The sequence below is a fragment of the Bacteroidales bacterium genome (genome assembly GCA_012517825.1).
Classification (GTDB): Bacteria; Bacteroidota; Bacteroidia; order Bacteroidales; family JAAYUG01; genus JAAYUG01.
Genome location: JAAYUG010000023.1, coordinates 1 through 17,167, shown reverse-complemented (window position 1 = coordinate 17,167; position 17,167 = coordinate 1). Strand labels below are relative to the sequence as shown.

Here is a 17,167-nt window from a genome sequence, read left to right as displayed (position 1 = left end):
GGCGACTTTCGTTTTTACCGGAGTTCAAACTGTGCCGGGTATTCCAAGCACTCATTATACCTGGTTACGTATGGGAAAGATTATTCCGTAACCCCGGTTCTGTGGGAATGACGTTCCTGTTTTTTACCGTTCGTCATTTGCAATTGTCTTTACGCTATACGCTCAACGCTCTATGCTGGAACTTTGAAACATTGGAACTCTGGAACATTGGAACCCTGGAACCTAATTAGTGGGAAATCAAAAATCACTGAAAATTTCCTATTTCCAATTTCCAATTTCCTGTAAATGAGCACTCTATAAATCGGAAATTCTTATTAATAGGAAATGGGAAATCGGAAATCGGAAATCCTCATTAATGGGAAATCGGAAATCGGAAATCTCTGAAAATCTGGAACTCTGGAACCCTGGAACTCTGGAACCCTGGAACCCTGGAACCCTGGAACCCTGCCACTCCTATCTGTACTCCTCAAAGCCCTGTATCGCAGGCAAACCCGGAACAGGAACCGGGAAATTGTGAAACGCTTATTCCATATCATCTTCCTCTGCTTTTTCTTCTCCTGCTTCTCCGTCTTCGCCTTCAAATTCTTCTTCTTCTTCTTCTTCTTCCCCTTCTTCTTCCTGGTGCGGATTTTGCCCTCGATAGATAAATGCCAGCAGGAGGCCTGCCATTGCCCCGTAAAGGTGTGATTCCCAGGAAATGTCGGTTTGCACCGGTAAAATGCCCCAGACCATTCCACCGTACAAAAAAGTTACCAGAAGGGAAATAGCCAGCAGAGGTGGATGTTTTCTTATCATTCCGCTGAAAAACAAAAAAGAAGCAAGGCAATATATGATTCCGCTGGCCCCCACGTGCCATGCATCCGGCCGTGCTCCTATCCATACCCAGAAACCGGTAAGAAACCAGCCTGTCAGCAAAACAGGAAATGCCACATCGTGGTAAAAATAAAATGTGGCCAGCGTCAGGAGAAACAATGGTATTGTGTTATCAATCAAATGATTGATATTGGCATGAACCAGCGGCGAGGTCAGTATTCCGAGCAAACCGTCTATATGACGGGGATGAATCCCGAGTTGCACGAAGGGGAAATCGGAAGCTGAAGAAATAATATACATGCTCACAACCAATGCGCACAGCAGAAACCCGACAAGCAGGCTATGGATGAATTTACGTTGATCGCTCATCCGTTTGAAAATAAAAGGCGACCAGCATCGTTGAATACTGATCGCCTCAATTTACGAAATTTTTGGTATCAAACCTTGGGCCGAAGTTTTCTCACCTGAGCTCCTGCCTGCCAGAGTTCCGATTCCCGCATTTCTTTCAGTTCGGCATTCAGCTTGTCGCGGTAGTCAGGTCCACTGGTTTTTTCAAGTACTATACGGGTTTCCGTTCCGTTTTTAACGCTTTCATAAAGCTGCTCAAAAACCGGTAAAACGGCTTCACGGAATCTGTGCCTCCAGTCAAGAGCACCCCGCTGGGCTGTTACACTGCAGTTTGCGTACATCCAGTCCATTCCGTTTTCATCAACCAGGCGAATGAGACTTTGCGTGAGTTCTTCAACGGTTTCATTAAAGGCTTCACTTGGGCTGTGACCATTTTTTCTGAGAACCTGGTACTGTGCTTCCATGATGCCGGCCAGTGCGCCCATAAGAACTCCGCGTTCACCGGTAAGATCGGAATAAACTTCCTTTTCAAACGTTGTGGGGAAAAGATATCCTGAGCCGATAGCAATACCCAGGGCCAGCGTCCGTTCGAGCGCCCTGCCCGTATAATCCTGATATACAGCAAAGCTTGAATTGATGCCCGATCCGGCCAGAAAATTCCTGCGTACACTGGTCCCCGAACCCTTGGGAGCTACCAGAATAACATCAATGTCAGGAGGCGGTAGAACTCCGGTCTGTTCTTTATAGGTAATGGAAAAACCATGTGAGAAATAAAGGGCTTTTCCTTTTGTAAGGTATTTCTGTAGGGATGGCCAAAGGAGGCGCTGGGCTGCATCAGAAACAAGGTACTGTATAATCGTACCCCGGGAGGCAGCTTCTTCAATGGGGAAAAGGGTTTCGCCCGGTACCCAACCGTCCTTCAGAGCTTTTTCCCAGTCTCCTTTCATTTCAGGAGCCTGGCCAACAATGACCCTGAAACCATTGTCCTTCATATTAAGTGACTGAGCCGGACCCTGAACGCCGTAGCCGATAACTGCAATGGTTTCATTTTTAAGCACTTCGCGTGCTTTTTCCAGTGGAAACTCTTCGCGGGTTACTACTTCTTCAATAACTCCGCCAAAATTGATTTTTGCCATATTACTTTAATTTATTAGGAATTTTGCTCGTTGAGTTTTTCAATTTCTTTCAGATATGCGGTCAGGTATTCGTAATTGGAACGGGTTACTGCAATCCTGCCGCTTCGGGTAAACTGAAGTACTCCAAATTGATCCAGTTCATGAAAAAGTTTCTGCGTATCTTCTTTATGACCGGTTTTTTCAATGACGGTGTACCTGGGCGTCAGTTCCAGTATGCGGGCGTTATGTTCTCTCATGATAGCCTCAAACCGGTTGCTTTGTGTAAGGCTTTCAGTACGAACTTTGTACAATGCTATTTCCTGGTGAATCACTTCATCTTCAGCAAGGTAGAATGCCTTCAGTACTTCAACCAGTTTCTCAATCTGTTTGGTTATCTTTTCTACCTGTTCACGGGTTGTGCGCACAACAATGGTAAACTTGTGCACCCCTTTTATGGCCGATTCACCTACTGTAAGGCTTTCAATATTAAGGTGCCTGCGGGTAAACAGGTTGGTAATTCTGTTCAGGAGCCCGATCTGGTTCTCTGAAAAGGCGGTAATAGTAAATTCCTGAATCATTTTTTTATGATTTTTTCGGTTCGAGCATAATTTCAGAAACAGCGGCACCTGCCGGTACCATAGGAAAAACATTTCCTTCTTTTTCGACCATTACTTCAAGCAGGTATGGTCCCGGATGCGCCAGCATGGCATCAATGGCTTCCGAAAGATTACTGCGTTCACTAACCCTGGTGGCAGGAATCCTGAAACCTTCCGAAAGCTTTATAAAATCAGGATTAATCAGTTCCGTTGAAGCATAACGTTTATCAAAGAACAGTTCCTGCCATTGCCTTACCATGCCAAGGAAGTTATTATTCATAATGACAATTTTAACTGCTGCCCCGGTTTGAAAGATGGTTCCCATTTCCTGCATCGTCATCTGAAAACCGCCATCACCGACGATGGTTATAACAGTCCGGTCGGGGCATCCGATTTTGGCTCCCAGACCGGCCGGAAGGCCAAACCCCATGGTACCAAGTCCTCCGGAGGTTACCAGACTGCGGGTTTTGTTAAAGCGGAAATACCGTGCCCCCATCATCTGGTGCTGTCCTACATCGGTTACAAGAATAGCGTCTCCTTCTGTTTTTTCTGCCAGCAGGTGAATTACTTCCGGCATGGTAATTCCTTTGCTTTCAGGATGAAGCACCTTACTGATAACCTTTTCGTATTCAATTTTATATAATTCCCTGAACTGGTGTATCCATTCGGAATGATTGGCCGGTTTGATACGTTCAGTCAGCAATGGAAGAGTATCTTTTACACTGCCGGGAATTGCCACTTCAGCCTTAACATTTTTGTTGATTTCGGCCGGGTCAATTTCCATATGGATAACTTTAGCCTGGCGTGCAAAGCGCGTAACATCTCCTGTAACACGGTCGTCGAAGCGCATACCCACGGCAATCAGTACATCGCATTCGTTGGTAAGAATGTTGGGTCCGTAATTTCCGTGCATACCCAGCATGCCAACATTCAGCGGATGATTTGTGGGCAGAGCAGAAAGTCCCAGAAGTGTCCAGGCTGCAGGAATATCGCCTTTTTCAATAAACCTTTTAAATTCTTCTTCGGCGTTGGCCAGAATCACACCCTGTCCAAACAGCACGTAGGGTTTTTTTGCATTGTTGATGAGTTCAGCCGCCTGATTAATGGCAGAAATATCCGGTTCAATATGGGGTCGGTAGCTTCGTATAAAGGTACAAGGTTTATAGCTGAACTCCAGTTTCCCGAACTGGGCATTTTTGGTAATATCTACCAGTACCGGGCCAGGTCTGCCGGATCGGGCAATATAAAAAGCCTTTGCAATGGCGGCCGGTATGTCTTCGGCTTTGGTTACCTGAGTATTCCACTTGGTAACCGGCATAGAAATACCTATAATGTCTGTTTCCTGAAACGCATCTGTACCAAGAAGGCCAGCGGCTACCTGACCTGAAATGCACACCACAGGAGTTGAATCCATCATGGCATCGGCAAGACCTGTTGTCAGATTGGTAGAACCGGGCCCTGAGGTTACTATACACACGCCTGCCTTTCCTGTAACACGTGCATATGCCTGTGCGGCATGAATAGCTCCCTGCTCGTGCCGCACCAGTATATGATTCAGTTTATCGTGGTAGTCATAAAGAGCATCATATACAGGCATGATCGAACCTCCAGGGTACCCAAAAATGTCTCTGACACCTTCTTCCAGCAGGCACTTAACAACGGCTTCAGCCCCTGTAATTGTCGGGGTGGTTTGTTTTTCCGATTTTCCCATTTGTTTGGTCTTAGGTTCCATGTATGATTGTTTAACAGGTTTTTATTCAACGATGCGGATGGCACCGGTATCTGCCGATGCCACCATGGAGGCATAGGCCCGGAGGGCGGCAGAAACCGGCCGGTTCCTCTGTGCCGGTTTCCAGGCCTGTTTGCCTCTGGCTTCCATTTCCTGCCTTCTGCGATTCAGTTCATCTGCATCTACCAGCAACTGGATGGAGCGGGAAGAAATATCAATCGAGATCAGATCTCCGTCATTTACGAGACCTATGGTTCCTCCTGCTGCTGCTTCAGGCGAAATATGCCCTATACTGAGGCCGGAAGTACCTCCGGAAAAACGGCCGTCAGTAATCAGTGCACAGCTTGTCCCGAGCTTTTTAGCTTTAATGTAGGAGGTAGGATATAGCATTTCCTGCATACCGGGCCCACCTTTTGGGCCTTCATACCTTATTACAACCACATCTCCCGGTTTGACCCTGTCGCCGAGAATTCCTTCACAGGCATCTTCCTGCGATTCAAAAACTTTTGCCGGGCCGGTAAACTTAAATACAGAGGGATCCACTCCTGCTGTTTTCACAATAGATCCCTTTTCGGCCAGGTTTCCATACAATACGGCAAGTCCTCCGTCCCTGAAATAGGCATGTTCAAGATCACGTATGCAGCCGGATATACGGTCAAGGTCGTGTTCCGGGTAATATTTGTTCTGTGAGCCAAGGAAGAGATTCCGTCCGCCACCGGGTGCACTCAGATAAAGGTTTCTGGCTTCTTCCGTAACGGTTGGCCGGCGTATGTCGTATGCTGCAAGTGCATCGGTCAGCGACGGGAAGTCAATTCTCCGCACGGTGGTATCAATCAGCCCTGCACGATCAAGTTCACCGAGAATACCCAGGATGCCTCCGGCACGGTTTACATCTTCCACATGATAATGCGAACTGGGAGCAACTTTGCAAAGTACGGGTATTTTCCGCGAAAGCTCGTCAATGTCTTTCATACTGAAGTCCACTTCAGCTTCCTTTGCTATGGCAAGAATGTGCAGAACGGTGTTGGTTGAACCTCCCATGGCTATATCCAGGGCCATGGCGTTCATAAAAGCTGCGCGCGTGGCTATGGAACGCGGAAGGACGCTGTCATCCCCCTCTTCATAGTATTTCTTTGTTATTTTCACTATGGTTCGTGCAGCCTTTTCCATCATTTTCTTCCGGTTCTGGTGGGTAGCTACCACCGTCCCGTTTCCCGGCAACGCCATACCAAGAGCCTCATTCAGACAGTTCATCGAGTTGGCAGTGAACATTCCTGAACAGGACCCGCAGGTGGGGCAGGCCTGTTTTTCCACGGCATCGAGCAGGTTGTCAGGTACAGAAGGATCTGCGCCCATTACAATTGCATCAACCAGGTCATATTTTTTTCCTCCTGTTTCACCCGCTTCCATCGGGCCACCCGAAACAAAAACAGTGGGAATATTAAGCCGCATGGCTGCCATCAGCATGCCCGGGGTAATTTTATCGCAGTTCGATATGCAAATCATGGCATCTACCTGATGGGCATTGCACATGTATTCCACGCTGTCGGCAATGAGATCCCGCGAAGGCAGACTGTACAGCATACCTCCATGCCCCATGGCAATACCATCGTCAATGGCTATTGTATTGAACTCGGCTCCGAAGGCTCCTTCTGAATCAATGATTGACTTGATCATCTGACCGACATCATGCAGATGAACATGACCAGGAACAAATTGCGCAAATGAATTTACAATGGCAATCACCGGTTTGCCAAACTGGTCTTCGCGCATTCCGTTTGCTCTCCAGAGGCTCCTTGCACCTGCCATCTGACGCCCCTTGGTGGTTGTGTAACTGCGCAGCGGATATTTCATACTCAATACATTAAGTTTATAAAATCAGAAGGCCTTCTCTTTTTGCGTGAGAAGGCCCCTTTATAATTTTAAGGTAAATCCCTTTCTCACGCCAGTGATTCGCGGATGACTACTACTACACCGAGGAGAAGGAAACGTACCATATGTTTTACATTTATGTTTTACAACAGCAAATGTAACTATTTCTTTTAAAAATCAAAATTTTTTTAAAAAAGGACAATAAAAAAAGGGTAAGCTCCTTATATCGCACCGCTACAACCGCCTACCCTTGCTTCCTTCCGGACCTGGGGGGGTTCGGCAGGAGCTGGTCGTATAAGACTTACCCTGTGCAAAGATACAACGAAACAATAAACAATTACAAACATTCTTCTATCTTTGTCCATTATTATCCGGAAAACCCTTAAAAACAGCATGCTATGAATCCATCAGTTTCCCTGGGGAAAAATTCTCTCAATTACGGAATAGTTGCGGGGATGGTACTTATCGTCTATTCCCTTTTCCTTTATTTTTTTGATTTAATGTTTTATAAGCCTATTTTACTTAATAATGTTGTAGGTGCGTTGATTGTCATTGTGTTTATGGTCATTGGTACCAAACATTTGCGTGACGCGGTGATGCATGGTTCCATGAGTTACGGAAAAGCTTTTCTCAGTGCTTTTTTGATCGGCCTTTTTGCAATGGCTGTTTCATTAATTTTCAATAATATATTAACTTATCTGATCGATCCGGGAATACGCGATAAGGCATTCCAGTATTCTGCTGAACAGATGCTAAAAAAGGGCAGATTTACTGAAGAGCAGATTGAGGCCATGATCGAACAGCAGAAACAGATGTCGTCAAAATTGTGGGTTGTGCTCATTGGCCAGTTTTTTGCTCTTCTGGGCATAGGTCTCATCAATGCAGTGGTTGCTCTGGTCGCAGCTGCCTTTCTTAAAAAAGAAGGCGACACCTTTGCTGACGTAATGCAGGAGGTATCTCCGGAAGAACAGAAGTAAGAGCAAGTGAGCGTCATGGATGTTTCGATAGTTATACCACTTTACAATGAAGAGGAATCACTTCCCGAACTTGTTGCCTGGATCAGGAAGGTTTGTCAGGATCATTCGCTGGAATATGAGGCAATACTTGTGGATGACGGAAGTACCGATCATTCATGGCAGGTAATTGAACGGCTTGCCAAAGAAGATTCCCATATCCGTGCAATCAAATTTCGCCGTAACTACGGGAAATCGGCAGCTCTTCACAAAGGATTTGAGCTGGCAGCGGGCGAAGTAGTAATTACTATGGATGCCGATCTTCAGGACAGTCCCGACGAAATTCCTGAGCTGGTCAGAATGATCAGGGAAGAGGATTATGATATGGTGTCGGGCTGGAAAAAGAAGCGATATGATCCCATCTCCAAGACTATACCAAGTAAGCTTTACAATTTTACTGCCCGGGTTATGACGGGGATTCACCTGCATGATTTTAACTGCGGGCTTAAGGCATATAAGAATAAGGTAGTAAAAAGCATAGAGGTTTATGGAGAAATGCACCGATATATCCCTGTTATTGTACGGAAAGCCGGATTTGCCAAAATAGGGGAGAAGGTGGTGCAGCACAGGAAACGTAAATACGGAACATCCAAGTTCGGACTGGAGCGTTTTATTAACGGGTACCTTGATCTTCTGTCGATAACCTTTATTTCAAAATTCGGAAAACGGCCCATGCATTTGTTTGGCACACTGGGTACGCTCATGTTTATTGTTGGTTTTGTTCTGGCGGCCGGTCTGGGTATTCATAAACTCAGCATGCTGAAAAGGGGGTTGGGTGCCCCGCTGGTTACCGACAGCCCTTACTTTTATATTGCCCTTACTGCCATGATTCTGGGAACCCAGCTCTTTGTGGCCGGTTTTCTTGGAGAATTGGTTTCTCGCACTTCTCCAGAGCGAAATGTTTACCTGATTGATAAAGTTATCTGATCATGGTTTGCCTGTTGTATTTTAAGAACGTAACATTATGAAGTATCATCTTGTTTCCGGAGGTTGTGGTTTTGTGGGTCGGAATGTGGTCAAGCGACTTTTGAAAACTACCAGCGATACGATTTTTATTGTTGACGATTTATCCACCGGAATGCACCCCGCGCGTTGGTTTCCTTCCTATACTGTGCGCAAGCTGGGAGAAGCTGAAATAATCGGCCCGGACGAAAGGGTTTATTTTCTGAAGGAAGATTTTCGTGATTTTCTTTTCAGGTTTCGCCATGAGCCTGATTTTATTGCAAAAAACTGGATACCTGATTTTCATACTTTTCACGATGTCTATCATTTTGCAGCGATTGTAGGAGGGAGGGCAAAAATTGAAGGGGATCCGATGATGGTGGCCCTTGATCTTTCCATTGATGCGGAATTTTTCCATTGGGTCTGTACCCATAAGCCGGCCAGGGTGTTGTATCCGAGCTCCAGTGCGGCTTATCCGGTGAACCTGCAGACTTCGCAGGGTGCCGTTGCCCTTAAGGAATCAGATATTGATTTTGAAAAAAACCTGGGTACGCCCGATATGACTTATGGCTGGTCGAAACTTACGGGTGAATTTCTGGCGCGCATTGCAGCCAGGCATTATGGTGTAAAGGTGGTCTGCATCAGACCTTTTTCGGGGTACGGCGAAGACCAGGACCTGACCTACCCTGTGCCAGCCATTGCTGCACGTGCTGCACGAAAGGAAGATCCTTTTGAGGTATGGGGGACCGGTAAACAGGGAAGGGATTTTGTCCACATCGATGATGTGATTGACTGTATCCAGCTTCTGATGGACAATGTAGGGGATGGGTCAGCCTATAATATCGGATCAGGCAAGCTCACATCATTTATCGAACTGATTCAGCTTTTCTGCCGGTTCGCGGGGTATTCACCGGTTATAAAGGCGCTTACTGATAAACCAATGGGAGTTTATTCCCGCTATGCCGATATGTCACTGATGGAAAAGCGCTTCGGCTGGAAACCAAAAATATCCCTCGAAGAAGGCATGCGCCGGGTTTATGAAGCTGCCTGCAGAAGAATTTCAGAGGAATAAAAGGTTAAGGATTGTTCAAAATTCCTGATTCGTTCTTCCATGAATCAGGATTATTTTTTTTATTAACTGAAAAGCTTTTGTGAAGGTACTGTTGCAAAATGGTTTATATTTGCCGAAATTTTTTTCAGACTGCTGAATGAAAAGGATTGTCTGTTTTGGACCGGGTCCTATGTTTAAGGGGGGTATTGCCAACTACAATACGTCACTTGCCAAAGCATTGGCCCGTACCGGCGAAGCGGAAGTACATATCGTTTCGTGGACAAGCCAGTATCCGGCTATCATTCCGCGTGATTTTCTTGACCGGAAAAGCAGAACAGAAGCTTTGCTGGAAGGAACCAACATTTCTGTACATTACCTTACCAATTACAACAGACCGTTAAGCTGGTACCGTACCTATCGGTTTATTAAGAAACTGAATCCGCATCTTGTCATTTTCCAATGGGCTATTGCCATTCAGGGACTTCCCATGGGACGAATTGCACGGTGGCTTTGCCGGAACACAAAAGCCGAGGTGATTTTTGATCTTCATTTTGTACAGCAGAAGGAAGGAAGCAGGTTAGACCGGTGGTTTACGCGCATCGGGATTAAACATGCCCATACATATATTGTTCATTCCATAAAAACAGCCCGCGAGCTGGCAGCTTTTTTCCCATCCCGTACCTTTGCCCTGGTTGATAACCGTTCCCAGGAGGTTACCAAAGGAAACCGAAAGGTAATTCGCCTCTTCCATCCTGTTTATGATATGTTCAAACCCGACCCGAATTTTGATGTGGAGGCAGCCAAAAGGCAGATGAATCTGAGAAAATACGTTTTTCTCTTCTTCGGATTCATCAGAAAGTACAAAGGATTGCACAATGCCATACGCGCATTCCATATTCTGGCCAGTGAAAGGGACGATGTCAGCCTGCTGATTGCCGGAGAATCATTCTGGGAAACATTGGATGCACGCAGGTTCACTACCCGCCTCAAAAGGGTAATTTTCGGAGCTCTCAAATCCATGTTCCTGAACAAGGAAAGCGATGAACGGAATTACCGGCCTCTTGAACTTGTGGCAAAACTCGGATTACAGGACCGGGTTACCATTGTCAACGAGTTCATCCCAAATGAGGATGTGCACAAGTATTTCCAGGTTAGTGATGCCATTCTGCTTTTTTATGAGACTGCTACTCCTTCGGGAGTTGAATCCATTGCCTACAATTTCAGAATGCCTATTCTGGCTACCTGCGTAGGGCATTTCCCCGACACGGTTAAGGATGGATACAATGGATATCTTGCGGCACCCAATGATATTGAATCCATGGCCAGTGCCATGCGCAAGGCAATAGAAAAACCCATCCCCCGCGAAAACGTTGCCGAAACATCCCGTAAAATGAGCTGGGATAATTATGCACGGGCTGTGCTGGGAACTAACGGTACTTCTGCCTGAGCAATTCTGCTGCTTTTTTGTCAACCGGAAGCGTTATCATTGCCGGATCAAGATTCTCTATTCTGATCCAGCGAAACGATTGATTTCCTTCTTTCTCTTCCGCAAAATCAAATGGAATGGTGCTGATCCGGAACCGCGGTGGCTCAGGGAATCGTGCCAGATAATAAATGCTTATCAGCTGATGGTGTGGGTAAAAAAAAGCTTCCTGAAAAAAATCGGTTGTATAAAAATGTCCGGTAATTTCTATATCCTGTCCGAATTCTTCCAGAGCTTCCCTGTGGAGGCATTCAACTGTTCCTTCTCCATACTGTAAACCCCCACCGGGAAACTTTGTCATCCGCATTCCCATCTGAAATTCATCACTGAGCAGAATTTCATTCTGCTGATTGATGATCAGAGCATAAACCCTGATGATGAAAGGATTCTTTTCCATATCAATTATTCAATTGGTCTTCAATCAACTGTATGATTGCATGAGGCTCTGAAGGGGAAAACCAGTGGTATTCCCTGTCGTTTCTGAACCAGGTAAGTTGTCTGCGTGCATAGCGTCGTGTATTGCGTTTAATCAGCCGGATGGCTTCGTCTTTATCGTATGTGCCGTCAAAGTATCCGAACAGTTCTTTATAGCCGACGGTGTTGAGGGCATTCAGATTCCTGAATGGATAGAGACCACGGGCTTCTTCTTCCAGACCCTGCAGCATCATGGCATCGGTCCGGTCATTGATGCGGCGGTACAATTCTTCGCGTGCCACATCCAGGGCAATCTTCAAAATGCGGAATGGGCGCTTTTTGGCGGTCCCGGTAAGAAAGCTTGAATAGGGCCTTCCTGTTTGACGAAATACTTCCAGTGCTTTGAGTAACCGTTTCGGATTGTGTATATCAGCATTGGAAAAGAAAACGGGATCCACTTTTCTGAGTTCTTCCTGCAGATGTGTCTTCCCTTTCTCTCTGTATTCCTCCAGCAATTCGTTTCTGATTTCTTCCCTGATTGAAGGCAAATCGTCAATTCCCGTGCAGATGGCATCAATATAAAGCCCTGAACCACCCGTCATAATTACCAGAGGATAGGTTTTAAACAGCCTGGAAAGAAGTTGAAGAGCTTCAGTTTCAAATATGCTTGCGTTGTAATAATCATGGATTGAAACGGTTCCAATAAAATGATGCTGAACTTCACTCAACTGCTCCCGGGTAGGGCGGGCTACACCAATGCACAGTTCCTTGTAAATTTGTCGTGAATCGGCTGAAATGATCTCAGTGGAAAAATGATGCGCCAGCCGGATGCACAATGAAGTCTTACCGGAAGCGGTAGGACCGGCCACGACAACCAGCAAAGGCTTGTCGGTTTTTTTCATGCCCCTTTCAGCTGAAGAAGAAACTGCAATGTATCGATTCCATCGGCATAATCCCAGAGTTCAGGGTCCTGGGCTTTTCCGAATGGTACAGAGGGCGATTTATCCCATGTGTCGCTCACTATGCACTGTATCTGTTCTGTTATACCGCTGAGTTTTTCGTGCAGGCGGACCGGGTCTTTGTAGAATTCATAGTACAAAACTGCTACTGGCGATGCCAGAGCCGAATCTTCCTTCACCAGCAGAAAACCATTGTCAAGATGAGGAATTTTATTTACAAGGAAGACCGCTTTGTTGTATTCATAATTATTGGCATAGTGATGGTGGTAAATTATTTCACTCCATCCCTGGCAGGCTTCGAAAAAGGCTGAAAAGTCATATCCTTCAGGCACATAGAGTTTGGATACGCTGCGGCATCCGAGTCCGAAATAGGAAAAAACATCATGGGCAAGCCGTTCAAGAGCTTCCCCGGTTTCATTCCCGGTAAGAACGGCAATTCCGTTACGGTTTTTTCGTATTATGTGGGGCACATCCCGGAAGTAATATTCAAAGTACCTGGCGCTGTTATTGTTTCCGGTGGCAATTACCGCGTGGTAACCCCGCAGGAATTCATCGGTGAAGACGATATTCCCGGTAAAACGTGGTTCTATTGAAAGGAGGATACTGGCCAGAGTTTTGAGCAGTTTGTCATCGCGCGATGAAAGTTTGCCGAGGAACCTGTGGCCGCTGACCAACACGCATAAAAAATCGTGAAATCCTACCAGCGGTATGTTCCCGGCGGTTACAACCCCCACCGTGGCCGGTTTTTGACCGTTGTGATCAGGGAACGGATACGAAGCAGTCCATCGATGTAGATTCTGCTCTTCAAGCTGCCGGCCAATTGATGATAGAGCCATCCGTATATTTTTTTCCGTAAACCAGGGATTGATAATTCCTGCTTCCTCAATGGCATGGTGCAGAAGGGCGTCTGATTCTCTGTCATCGCTCTTTCCTGCTGTTATAAAGGCACGAAGAAAATTACCCAGTTGAACGAAAGCATTCAGTCTTTCTTGCAGAAGCATGTGTTTTCCTTTTTGGCAAATTTAGGATATTTCAATCCCTTTCCCGAATGCCATGTATTTTTCTGACCGAAACCGGATGCGGGAAGGCTGAGGCAAAACCAGTGGACCGGGCAGATGTGAATGCCTTAATGACAGGTGAAGCACACGTAATATCCAGATTCCGCTTTTAATGGGAAAACACTTCCCAGGGCATCTTGGAAAAAAGGGTTCCGAAAGCGAAACCGATGATGGACAAATAAATGATCACAAAAATAATGTACAGACCTGAAAGGCTTGTTCCGATGATGGCACAGACTTTGCCCGCATTCAGGTTTTTAAGCGAATATTCACTAAACTGTGAGGGATTTGCCAGATAGGCTGATTTTCCTCTGGACGCCAATACCAGGGCAATGATACCCAGAATAAGTCCGACAAGACCGTAGCAGAAACACCCAACAATGGACAAAATTCCGAGTACAAGAACTGCTGTTGAATTGGGTACCGGCTGTAAAACAAGTGGCTGATTCTGATTTTCCATAACGAAAGTTTTAGGGTGGGTTAATTTACAGAACAGTTATCAGGAGATAAATGTAATGAAAAATTACAATGCCTGCTGTACCGATAAAGGAATATTTGATTACGGCAGCTCCGTTACGGAACTTGAAGATAAGGTGCAGAATCAGAAATGTAAGAAGAAAAAGAAGGGGGATCAATGCCGGATATAACCGGAGGCTCTCCCATAGATGGCCTCTTAAGAGCTCTGTAAAAGCACGCTGTATGCCGCATCCCGGGCAGGGAATACCGAAAAATTTCATGTAGGGGCAGGCAAGACTATGCTGGCTGAGCCAGTCTGCCAGGTTTGCTGTCAGAATAATTGACATGGTTCAAATGTAATAAAAAAAAAATCCCTAATTGTCGGCAAAGTTTACGAACTTTAAGCCGGTTGAAAGCGCAAAAACGGAATACGCGATGCACGATCTCCTGCAGGATATGGTGGTAATTTTTGCCCTTTCCCTGGTGGTCATTCTTCTTCTGCGCAGGGTTCGGGTTCCGTCGGCTTTGGCCTTTCTTGCCTCCGGTATCGTGGCAGGACCCCACGGGCTGGGTCTGGTAAAAAACATCGAAAGCATTGAGCGCTTTGCCGAAGTAGGAGTAATTTTCCTTCTTTTTACCATAGGTATTGAAATTTCTTTAAAAAATCTGTTCCGTACGCGAAGAATTGTATTTCTGGGAGGCACATTGCAACTTGTGCTAACCTTGATGGCAACTGCTGGAATTCTGATGGTGTTTGACTGGAGTCCGGGGAAAGCGATTTTTGGTGGTTTTCTCACAGCCCTCAGCAGCACAGCCATTGTTCTGAAGATGCTTCAGGAGCAGGCTGAATTGAATCAAACCCATGGAAGGACTTCCATGGGAATTTTGATTTTTCAGGATATGGCCGTGATCCCCATGATGCTCCTTATACCATTGCTTTCCGGAAATGGAAAAGTAATCATGTTTGATGTAACAGGTTTTCTGATTCGGCTTGCTATCATAACGGCGATTCTTATAATCCTCACAAAATGGATAGTTCCCTGGTTACTGCATACAGTAGCTCTGCTTAAAAGAAGGGATCTTTTCCTTCTGACCATTCTCTTTCTGGCTTTTGCCGTGGCATGGATGACCTCAGGACTTGGAATATCTCTTGCCCTGGGTGCTTTTTTTGCCGGTCTTGTTATCTCTGAGTCCGATTATCATCACCATGCGTTTGGTGATGTTCTGCCCTTCCGCGATATTTTTCTCAGCTTTTTTTTCGTATCGGTCGGCATGTTGTTTGACCCTGCATTTGCAAAGGAGCATCTGTTTCTGATCGGATTGCTGACATTGGCAATTATTGGCGGGAAGACATTTTTCACCACACTGGCCGTTTTTTTAACCGGGTATTCCCTGCTTTCCGGTATTCTTACAGGTCTGTTCCTTTCGCAGGTTGGTGAGTTTTCCTTTGTTCTGGCCCGCATAGGGTTTACAGAGAAATTGTTGGATGGATTTCATTACCAGTTATTTATCGCGGTTGCTGTTATCACTATGTCTGTTACTCCTTTTTTTATTGCTTCTTCGAAGCGGATTGCCGGTTGGATTCAGAGCAAAGGGGCGAAATACCCCTGGGTTACGGGGCGGATGCAATGGAACCATTCAGCGAAGGAAGGGTTGTCGCATCATCTGCTGATTATTGGATATGGCCGGAACGGAAAAAATATTGCCCGCGCCGCCCGTGTAGCCGGAATTCCTTATGTGGCTGTTGATGTTGATCCCGACAATGTCAGGCAGGGAAAAAAGAAAAAGGAAAATATTGTTTTCGGCGACGCAACCCATGAGGCCCTGCTGCGCCAGGTTCATGCTGACAAGGCATTGGTAGTGGCCATTTCTGTTGCCGATCTGGTTACCACATTCCGTATTCTGGAATCGGTTCGTTCCCTGAATCCGGGAGCGTATATCATTGTTCGCACCCGGTACACCGAAAATATGGAAGATCTTTACAATGCAGGAGCCGACGAGGTAATTCCAGAAGAAATTGAAACCTCGGTGAGAATTTTTTCCAGTGTTCTTGCACGGTTTCATATTTCGCGCGATGAAATTGAGAGAATTGAAAATACCCTCAGGGCCAGAGGTTATGAAGTCTTTCTGGCTGAAAGCCGCAGGCGGAACCTGATCGGTGATACCCAAACCCTCATTCCGGAAATGGAAATAGCTACCTATGCGGTACAGGAGAATGCCAGAGCTGTGGGTTTATCATTGCGGGATGCAGCATTGCGGCAGGAATGGGGCGTGACGGTGCTCGCTATTGTCCGCGAAGGTGAATATTTCACAAACCCGGATGCAGATATGGTAATGATTCCAGACGACAGGGTGATTGTGACAGGAACCCCGGAGAACGTTACCAAGGTTGGGCGTTTCTTCAGGATGAAGGCACTGGATGATTCTGAAGAAGGAAATTAGGAATCCTGTTTTCCGGCCAGTACATTTAATGCTGCTCCGGCTTTAAACCAGGCAATCTGGTTCTGGTTATAGCTGTGTTGTACGTCAAATTCTTCCGCAGATCCATCGCTATGCTTCACGAGCACGTGAAGGGGTTTTCCGGGAGCAAATTCTTTGAGTCCGGTGACGCTGATCAGATCATCTTCCCTGATTCTGTCATAATCGTCGGGTGCAATAAAAGTCAGCGCCAGCACCCCCTGTTTTTTCAGGTTCGTTTCATGAATCCGGGCGAATGATTTGACAATGATTGCTTTAACATTCATGTACCGTGGTTCCATGGCGGCGTGTTCACGCGAAGATCCTTCTCCGTAATTTTCGTCGCCAATTACTATGCTTCCTATGCCTTGTGCCTTATATGCGCGGGCGGCTTCAGGCACGGTGCCGTACCGGCCTGTAAGCTGATTTTTGACCAGATTGATTTTATCATTGAAAGCATTAACCGCCCCCGTCAGAAGGTTATCGGAAATACGGTCGAGATGCCCACGGTACCGTAACCATGGGCCGGCAGGGGAAATATGGTCTGTTGTACATTTTCCCTTTACCTTTATCAGTAAACGCAAATCAGTAAGATCGTTTCCGTCCCAGGCAGGAAATGGTTCCAGCAACTGAAGCCTTTCTGAATCAGGCCGGACATGAATTACTATCCTGGATCCGTCTTCTGCGGGGGCAACATAACCATTGTCTTCTACCGAAAATCCTTTTTCAGGCAGTTCAGTCCCCTCCGGTTCCCTGAAACGAAATTCTTTTCCATCCGGGGTTTTTACAGCATCCGTCAGCGGATTGAAGGTCAGATCACCAGCTATGGTAAGGGCTGTGACAATTTCCGGGGAGGCTACG

16 protein-coding genes and 1 other RNA gene are annotated in these 17,167 nt (G+C 46.2%); 5 read left to right on the top strand and 12 right to left on the bottom strand.

Annotated elements, in window-relative coordinates:
• Positions 1-522: 522 nt before the first annotated feature.
• The 6 genes from GX419_01585 to ffs form a co-directional block, all read right to left on the bottom strand.
• The gene (locus GX419_01585; GenBank protein NLI23382.1) at positions 523-1,182 is read right to left on the bottom strand and encodes a rhomboid family intramembrane serine protease; all 660 of its coding nucleotides are present in this window, start codon (positions 1,180-1,182) and stop codon (positions 523-525) included.
• A 68-nt stretch (positions 1,183-1,250) separates the two neighbouring features.
• Complete coding sequence (ilvC, locus tag GX419_01580; GenBank protein NLI23381.1) at positions 1,251-2,297, bottom strand: ketol-acid reductoisomerase; 1,047 nt, start codon at positions 2,295-2,297, stop codon at positions 1,251-1,253.
• A gap of 14 nt (positions 2,298-2,311) precedes the next feature.
• Positions 2,312-2,854, bottom strand: coding sequence for an acetolactate synthase small subunit (ilvN, locus tag GX419_01575; GenBank protein NLI23380.1), 543 nt, complete (start codon positions 2,852-2,854; stop codon positions 2,312-2,314).
• 4 nt (positions 2,855-2,858) lie between these two features.
• Positions 2,859-4,604: a biosynthetic-type acetolactate synthase large subunit gene (gene ilvB, locus GX419_01570; GenBank protein ID NLI23379.1), complete on the bottom strand. Its 1,746-nt coding sequence runs from the start codon at positions 4,602-4,604 to the stop codon at positions 2,859-2,861.
• A gap of 21 nt (positions 4,605-4,625) precedes the next feature.
• Complete coding sequence (ilvD, locus tag GX419_01565) at positions 4,626-6,455, bottom strand: dihydroxy-acid dehydratase (GenBank protein ID NLI23378.1); 1,830 nt, start codon at positions 6,453-6,455, stop codon at positions 4,626-4,628.
• Positions 6,456-6,680: 225 nt separating this feature from the next.
• Positions 6,681-6,780, bottom strand: an RNA gene (gene ffs, locus GX419_01560) — signal recognition particle sRNA small type.
• A gap of 91 nt (positions 6,781-6,871) precedes the next feature.
• On the opposite strand from ffs, the gene GX419_01555 reads away from it, so the two are divergent.
• From GX419_01555 to GX419_01540, 4 genes are all read left to right on the top strand, one after another.
• Positions 6,872-7,450 (top strand): DUF4199 domain-containing protein, encoded by a 579-nt coding sequence (locus GX419_01555; GenBank protein NLI23377.1) that lies wholly within the window; start codon positions 6,872-6,874, stop codon positions 7,448-7,450.
• Positions 7,451-7,465: 15 nt separating this feature from the next.
• Entirely contained in the window at positions 7,466-8,413 is a 948-nt protein-coding gene (locus tag GX419_01550) for a glycosyltransferase family 2 protein (protein NLI23376.1), read from the top strand.
• Positions 8,414-8,450: 37 nt separating this feature from the next.
• The gene (locus tag GX419_01545; protein ID NLI23375.1) at positions 8,451-9,500 is read left to right on the top strand and encodes an NAD-dependent epimerase/dehydratase family protein; all 1,050 of its coding nucleotides are present in this window, start codon (positions 8,451-8,453) and stop codon (positions 9,498-9,500) included.
• 136 nt (positions 9,501-9,636) lie between these two features.
• Positions 9,637-10,926, top strand: coding sequence for a glycosyltransferase (locus GX419_01540; protein NLI23374.1), 1,290 nt, complete (start codon positions 9,637-9,639; stop codon positions 10,924-10,926).
• Here GX419_01540 and GX419_01535 read toward each other — a convergent pair.
• The 5 genes from GX419_01535 to GX419_01515 all read right to left on the bottom strand — a co-directional run bounded on the left by GX419_01535 (position 10,907) and on the right by GX419_01515 (position 14,196).
• Positions 10,907-11,359: an NUDIX domain-containing protein gene (locus tag GX419_01535; GenBank protein NLI23373.1), complete on the bottom strand. Its 453-nt coding sequence runs from the start codon at positions 11,357-11,359 to the stop codon at positions 10,907-10,909. The genes GX419_01540 and GX419_01535 overlap by 20 nt on opposite strands.
• Before the next feature lies 1 nt (position 11,360).
• Positions 11,361-12,278: a tRNA (adenosine(37)-N6)-dimethylallyltransferase MiaA gene (gene miaA / locus GX419_01530; GenBank protein ID NLI23372.1), complete on the bottom strand. Its 918-nt coding sequence runs from the start codon at positions 12,276-12,278 to the stop codon at positions 11,361-11,363.
• The gene (locus tag GX419_01525; GenBank protein NLI23371.1) at positions 12,275-13,336 is read right to left on the bottom strand and encodes an acyl-CoA reductase; all 1,062 of its coding nucleotides are present in this window, start codon (positions 13,334-13,336) and stop codon (positions 12,275-12,277) included. The genes miaA and GX419_01525 overlap by 4 nt, the downstream gene beginning before the upstream one ends.
• A 166-nt stretch (positions 13,337-13,502) precedes the next feature.
• Positions 13,503-13,853 carry a DUF4190 domain-containing protein gene (locus GX419_01520; GenBank protein NLI23370.1) on the bottom strand — a complete coding sequence of 117 codons (351 nt, stop codon included), beginning with the start codon at positions 13,851-13,853 and terminating at the stop codon, positions 13,503-13,505.
• A 25-nt stretch (positions 13,854-13,878) separates the two neighbouring features.
• Positions 13,879-14,196 carry a DUF2752 domain-containing protein gene (locus tag GX419_01515; protein ID NLI23369.1) on the bottom strand — a complete coding sequence of 106 codons (318 nt, stop codon included), beginning with the start codon at positions 14,194-14,196 and terminating at the stop codon, positions 13,879-13,881.
• A gap of 88 nt (positions 14,197-14,284) precedes the next feature.
• Here GX419_01515 and GX419_01510 point away from each other — a divergent pair, with 88 nt between their 5' ends.
• On the top strand, positions 14,285-16,291 hold the full coding sequence (locus GX419_01510; protein ID NLI23368.1) for a potassium transporter KefB: 2,007 nt from the start codon (positions 14,285-14,287) through the stop codon (positions 16,289-16,291).
• Here the strand turns inward: GX419_01510 and GX419_01505 are convergent.
• On the bottom strand, positions 16,288-17,167 hold an 880-nt coding region (locus GX419_01505; GenBank protein ID NLI23367.1), incomplete at its 5' end, for an aconitate hydratase. The two genes, GX419_01510 and GX419_01505, sit on opposite strands and share 4 nt — an antisense overlap.

Bases quoted from the DNA above. Each gene is read 5' to 3' on its own strand.
- GX419_01585 (NLI23382.1), bottom strand. From the start codon at position 1,182: ATGAGCGATCAACGTAAATTCATCCATAGCCTGCTTGTCGGGTTTCTG.
- ilvC (NLI23381.1), bottom strand. From the start codon at position 2,297: ATGGCAAAAATCAATTTTGGCGGAGTTATTGAAGAAGTAGTAACCCGC.
- ilvN (NLI23380.1), bottom strand. From the start codon at position 2,854: ATGATTCAGGAATTTACTATTACCGCCTTTTCAGAGAACCAGATCGGG.
- ilvB (NLI23379.1), bottom strand. From the start codon at position 4,604: ATGGAACCTAAGACCAAACAAATGGGAAAATCGGAAAAACAAACCACC.
- ilvD (NLI23378.1), bottom strand. From the start codon at position 6,455: ATGAAATATCCGCTGCGCAGTTACACAACCACCAAGGGGCGTCAGATG.
- GX419_01555 (NLI23377.1), top strand. From the start codon at position 6,872: ATGAATCCATCAGTTTCCCTGGGGAAAAATTCTCTCAATTACGGAATA.
- GX419_01550 (NLI23376.1), top strand. From the start codon at position 7,466: ATGGATGTTTCGATAGTTATACCACTTTACAATGAAGAGGAATCACTT.
- GX419_01545 (NLI23375.1), top strand. From the start codon at position 8,451: ATGAAGTATCATCTTGTTTCCGGAGGTTGTGGTTTTGTGGGTCGGAAT.
- GX419_01540 (NLI23374.1), top strand. From the start codon at position 9,637: ATGAAAAGGATTGTCTGTTTTGGACCGGGTCCTATGTTTAAGGGGGGT.
- GX419_01535 (NLI23373.1), bottom strand. From the start codon at position 11,359: ATGGAAAAGAATCCTTTCATCATCAGGGTTTATGCTCTGATCATCAAT.
- miaA (NLI23372.1), bottom strand. From the start codon at position 12,278: ATGAAAAAAACCGACAAGCCTTTGCTGGTTGTCGTGGCCGGTCCTACC.
- GX419_01525 (NLI23371.1), bottom strand. From the start codon at position 13,336: ATGCTTCTGCAAGAAAGACTGAATGCTTTCGTTCAACTGGGTAATTTT.
- GX419_01520 (NLI23370.1), bottom strand. From the start codon at position 13,853: ATGGAAAATCAGAATCAGCCACTTGTTTTACAGCCGGTACCCAATTCA.
- GX419_01515 (NLI23369.1), bottom strand. From the start codon at position 14,196: ATGTCAATTATTCTGACAGCAAACCTGGCAGACTGGCTCAGCCAGCAT.
- GX419_01510 (NLI23368.1), top strand. From the start codon at position 14,285: ATGCACGATCTCCTGCAGGATATGGTGGTAATTTTTGCCCTTTCCCTG.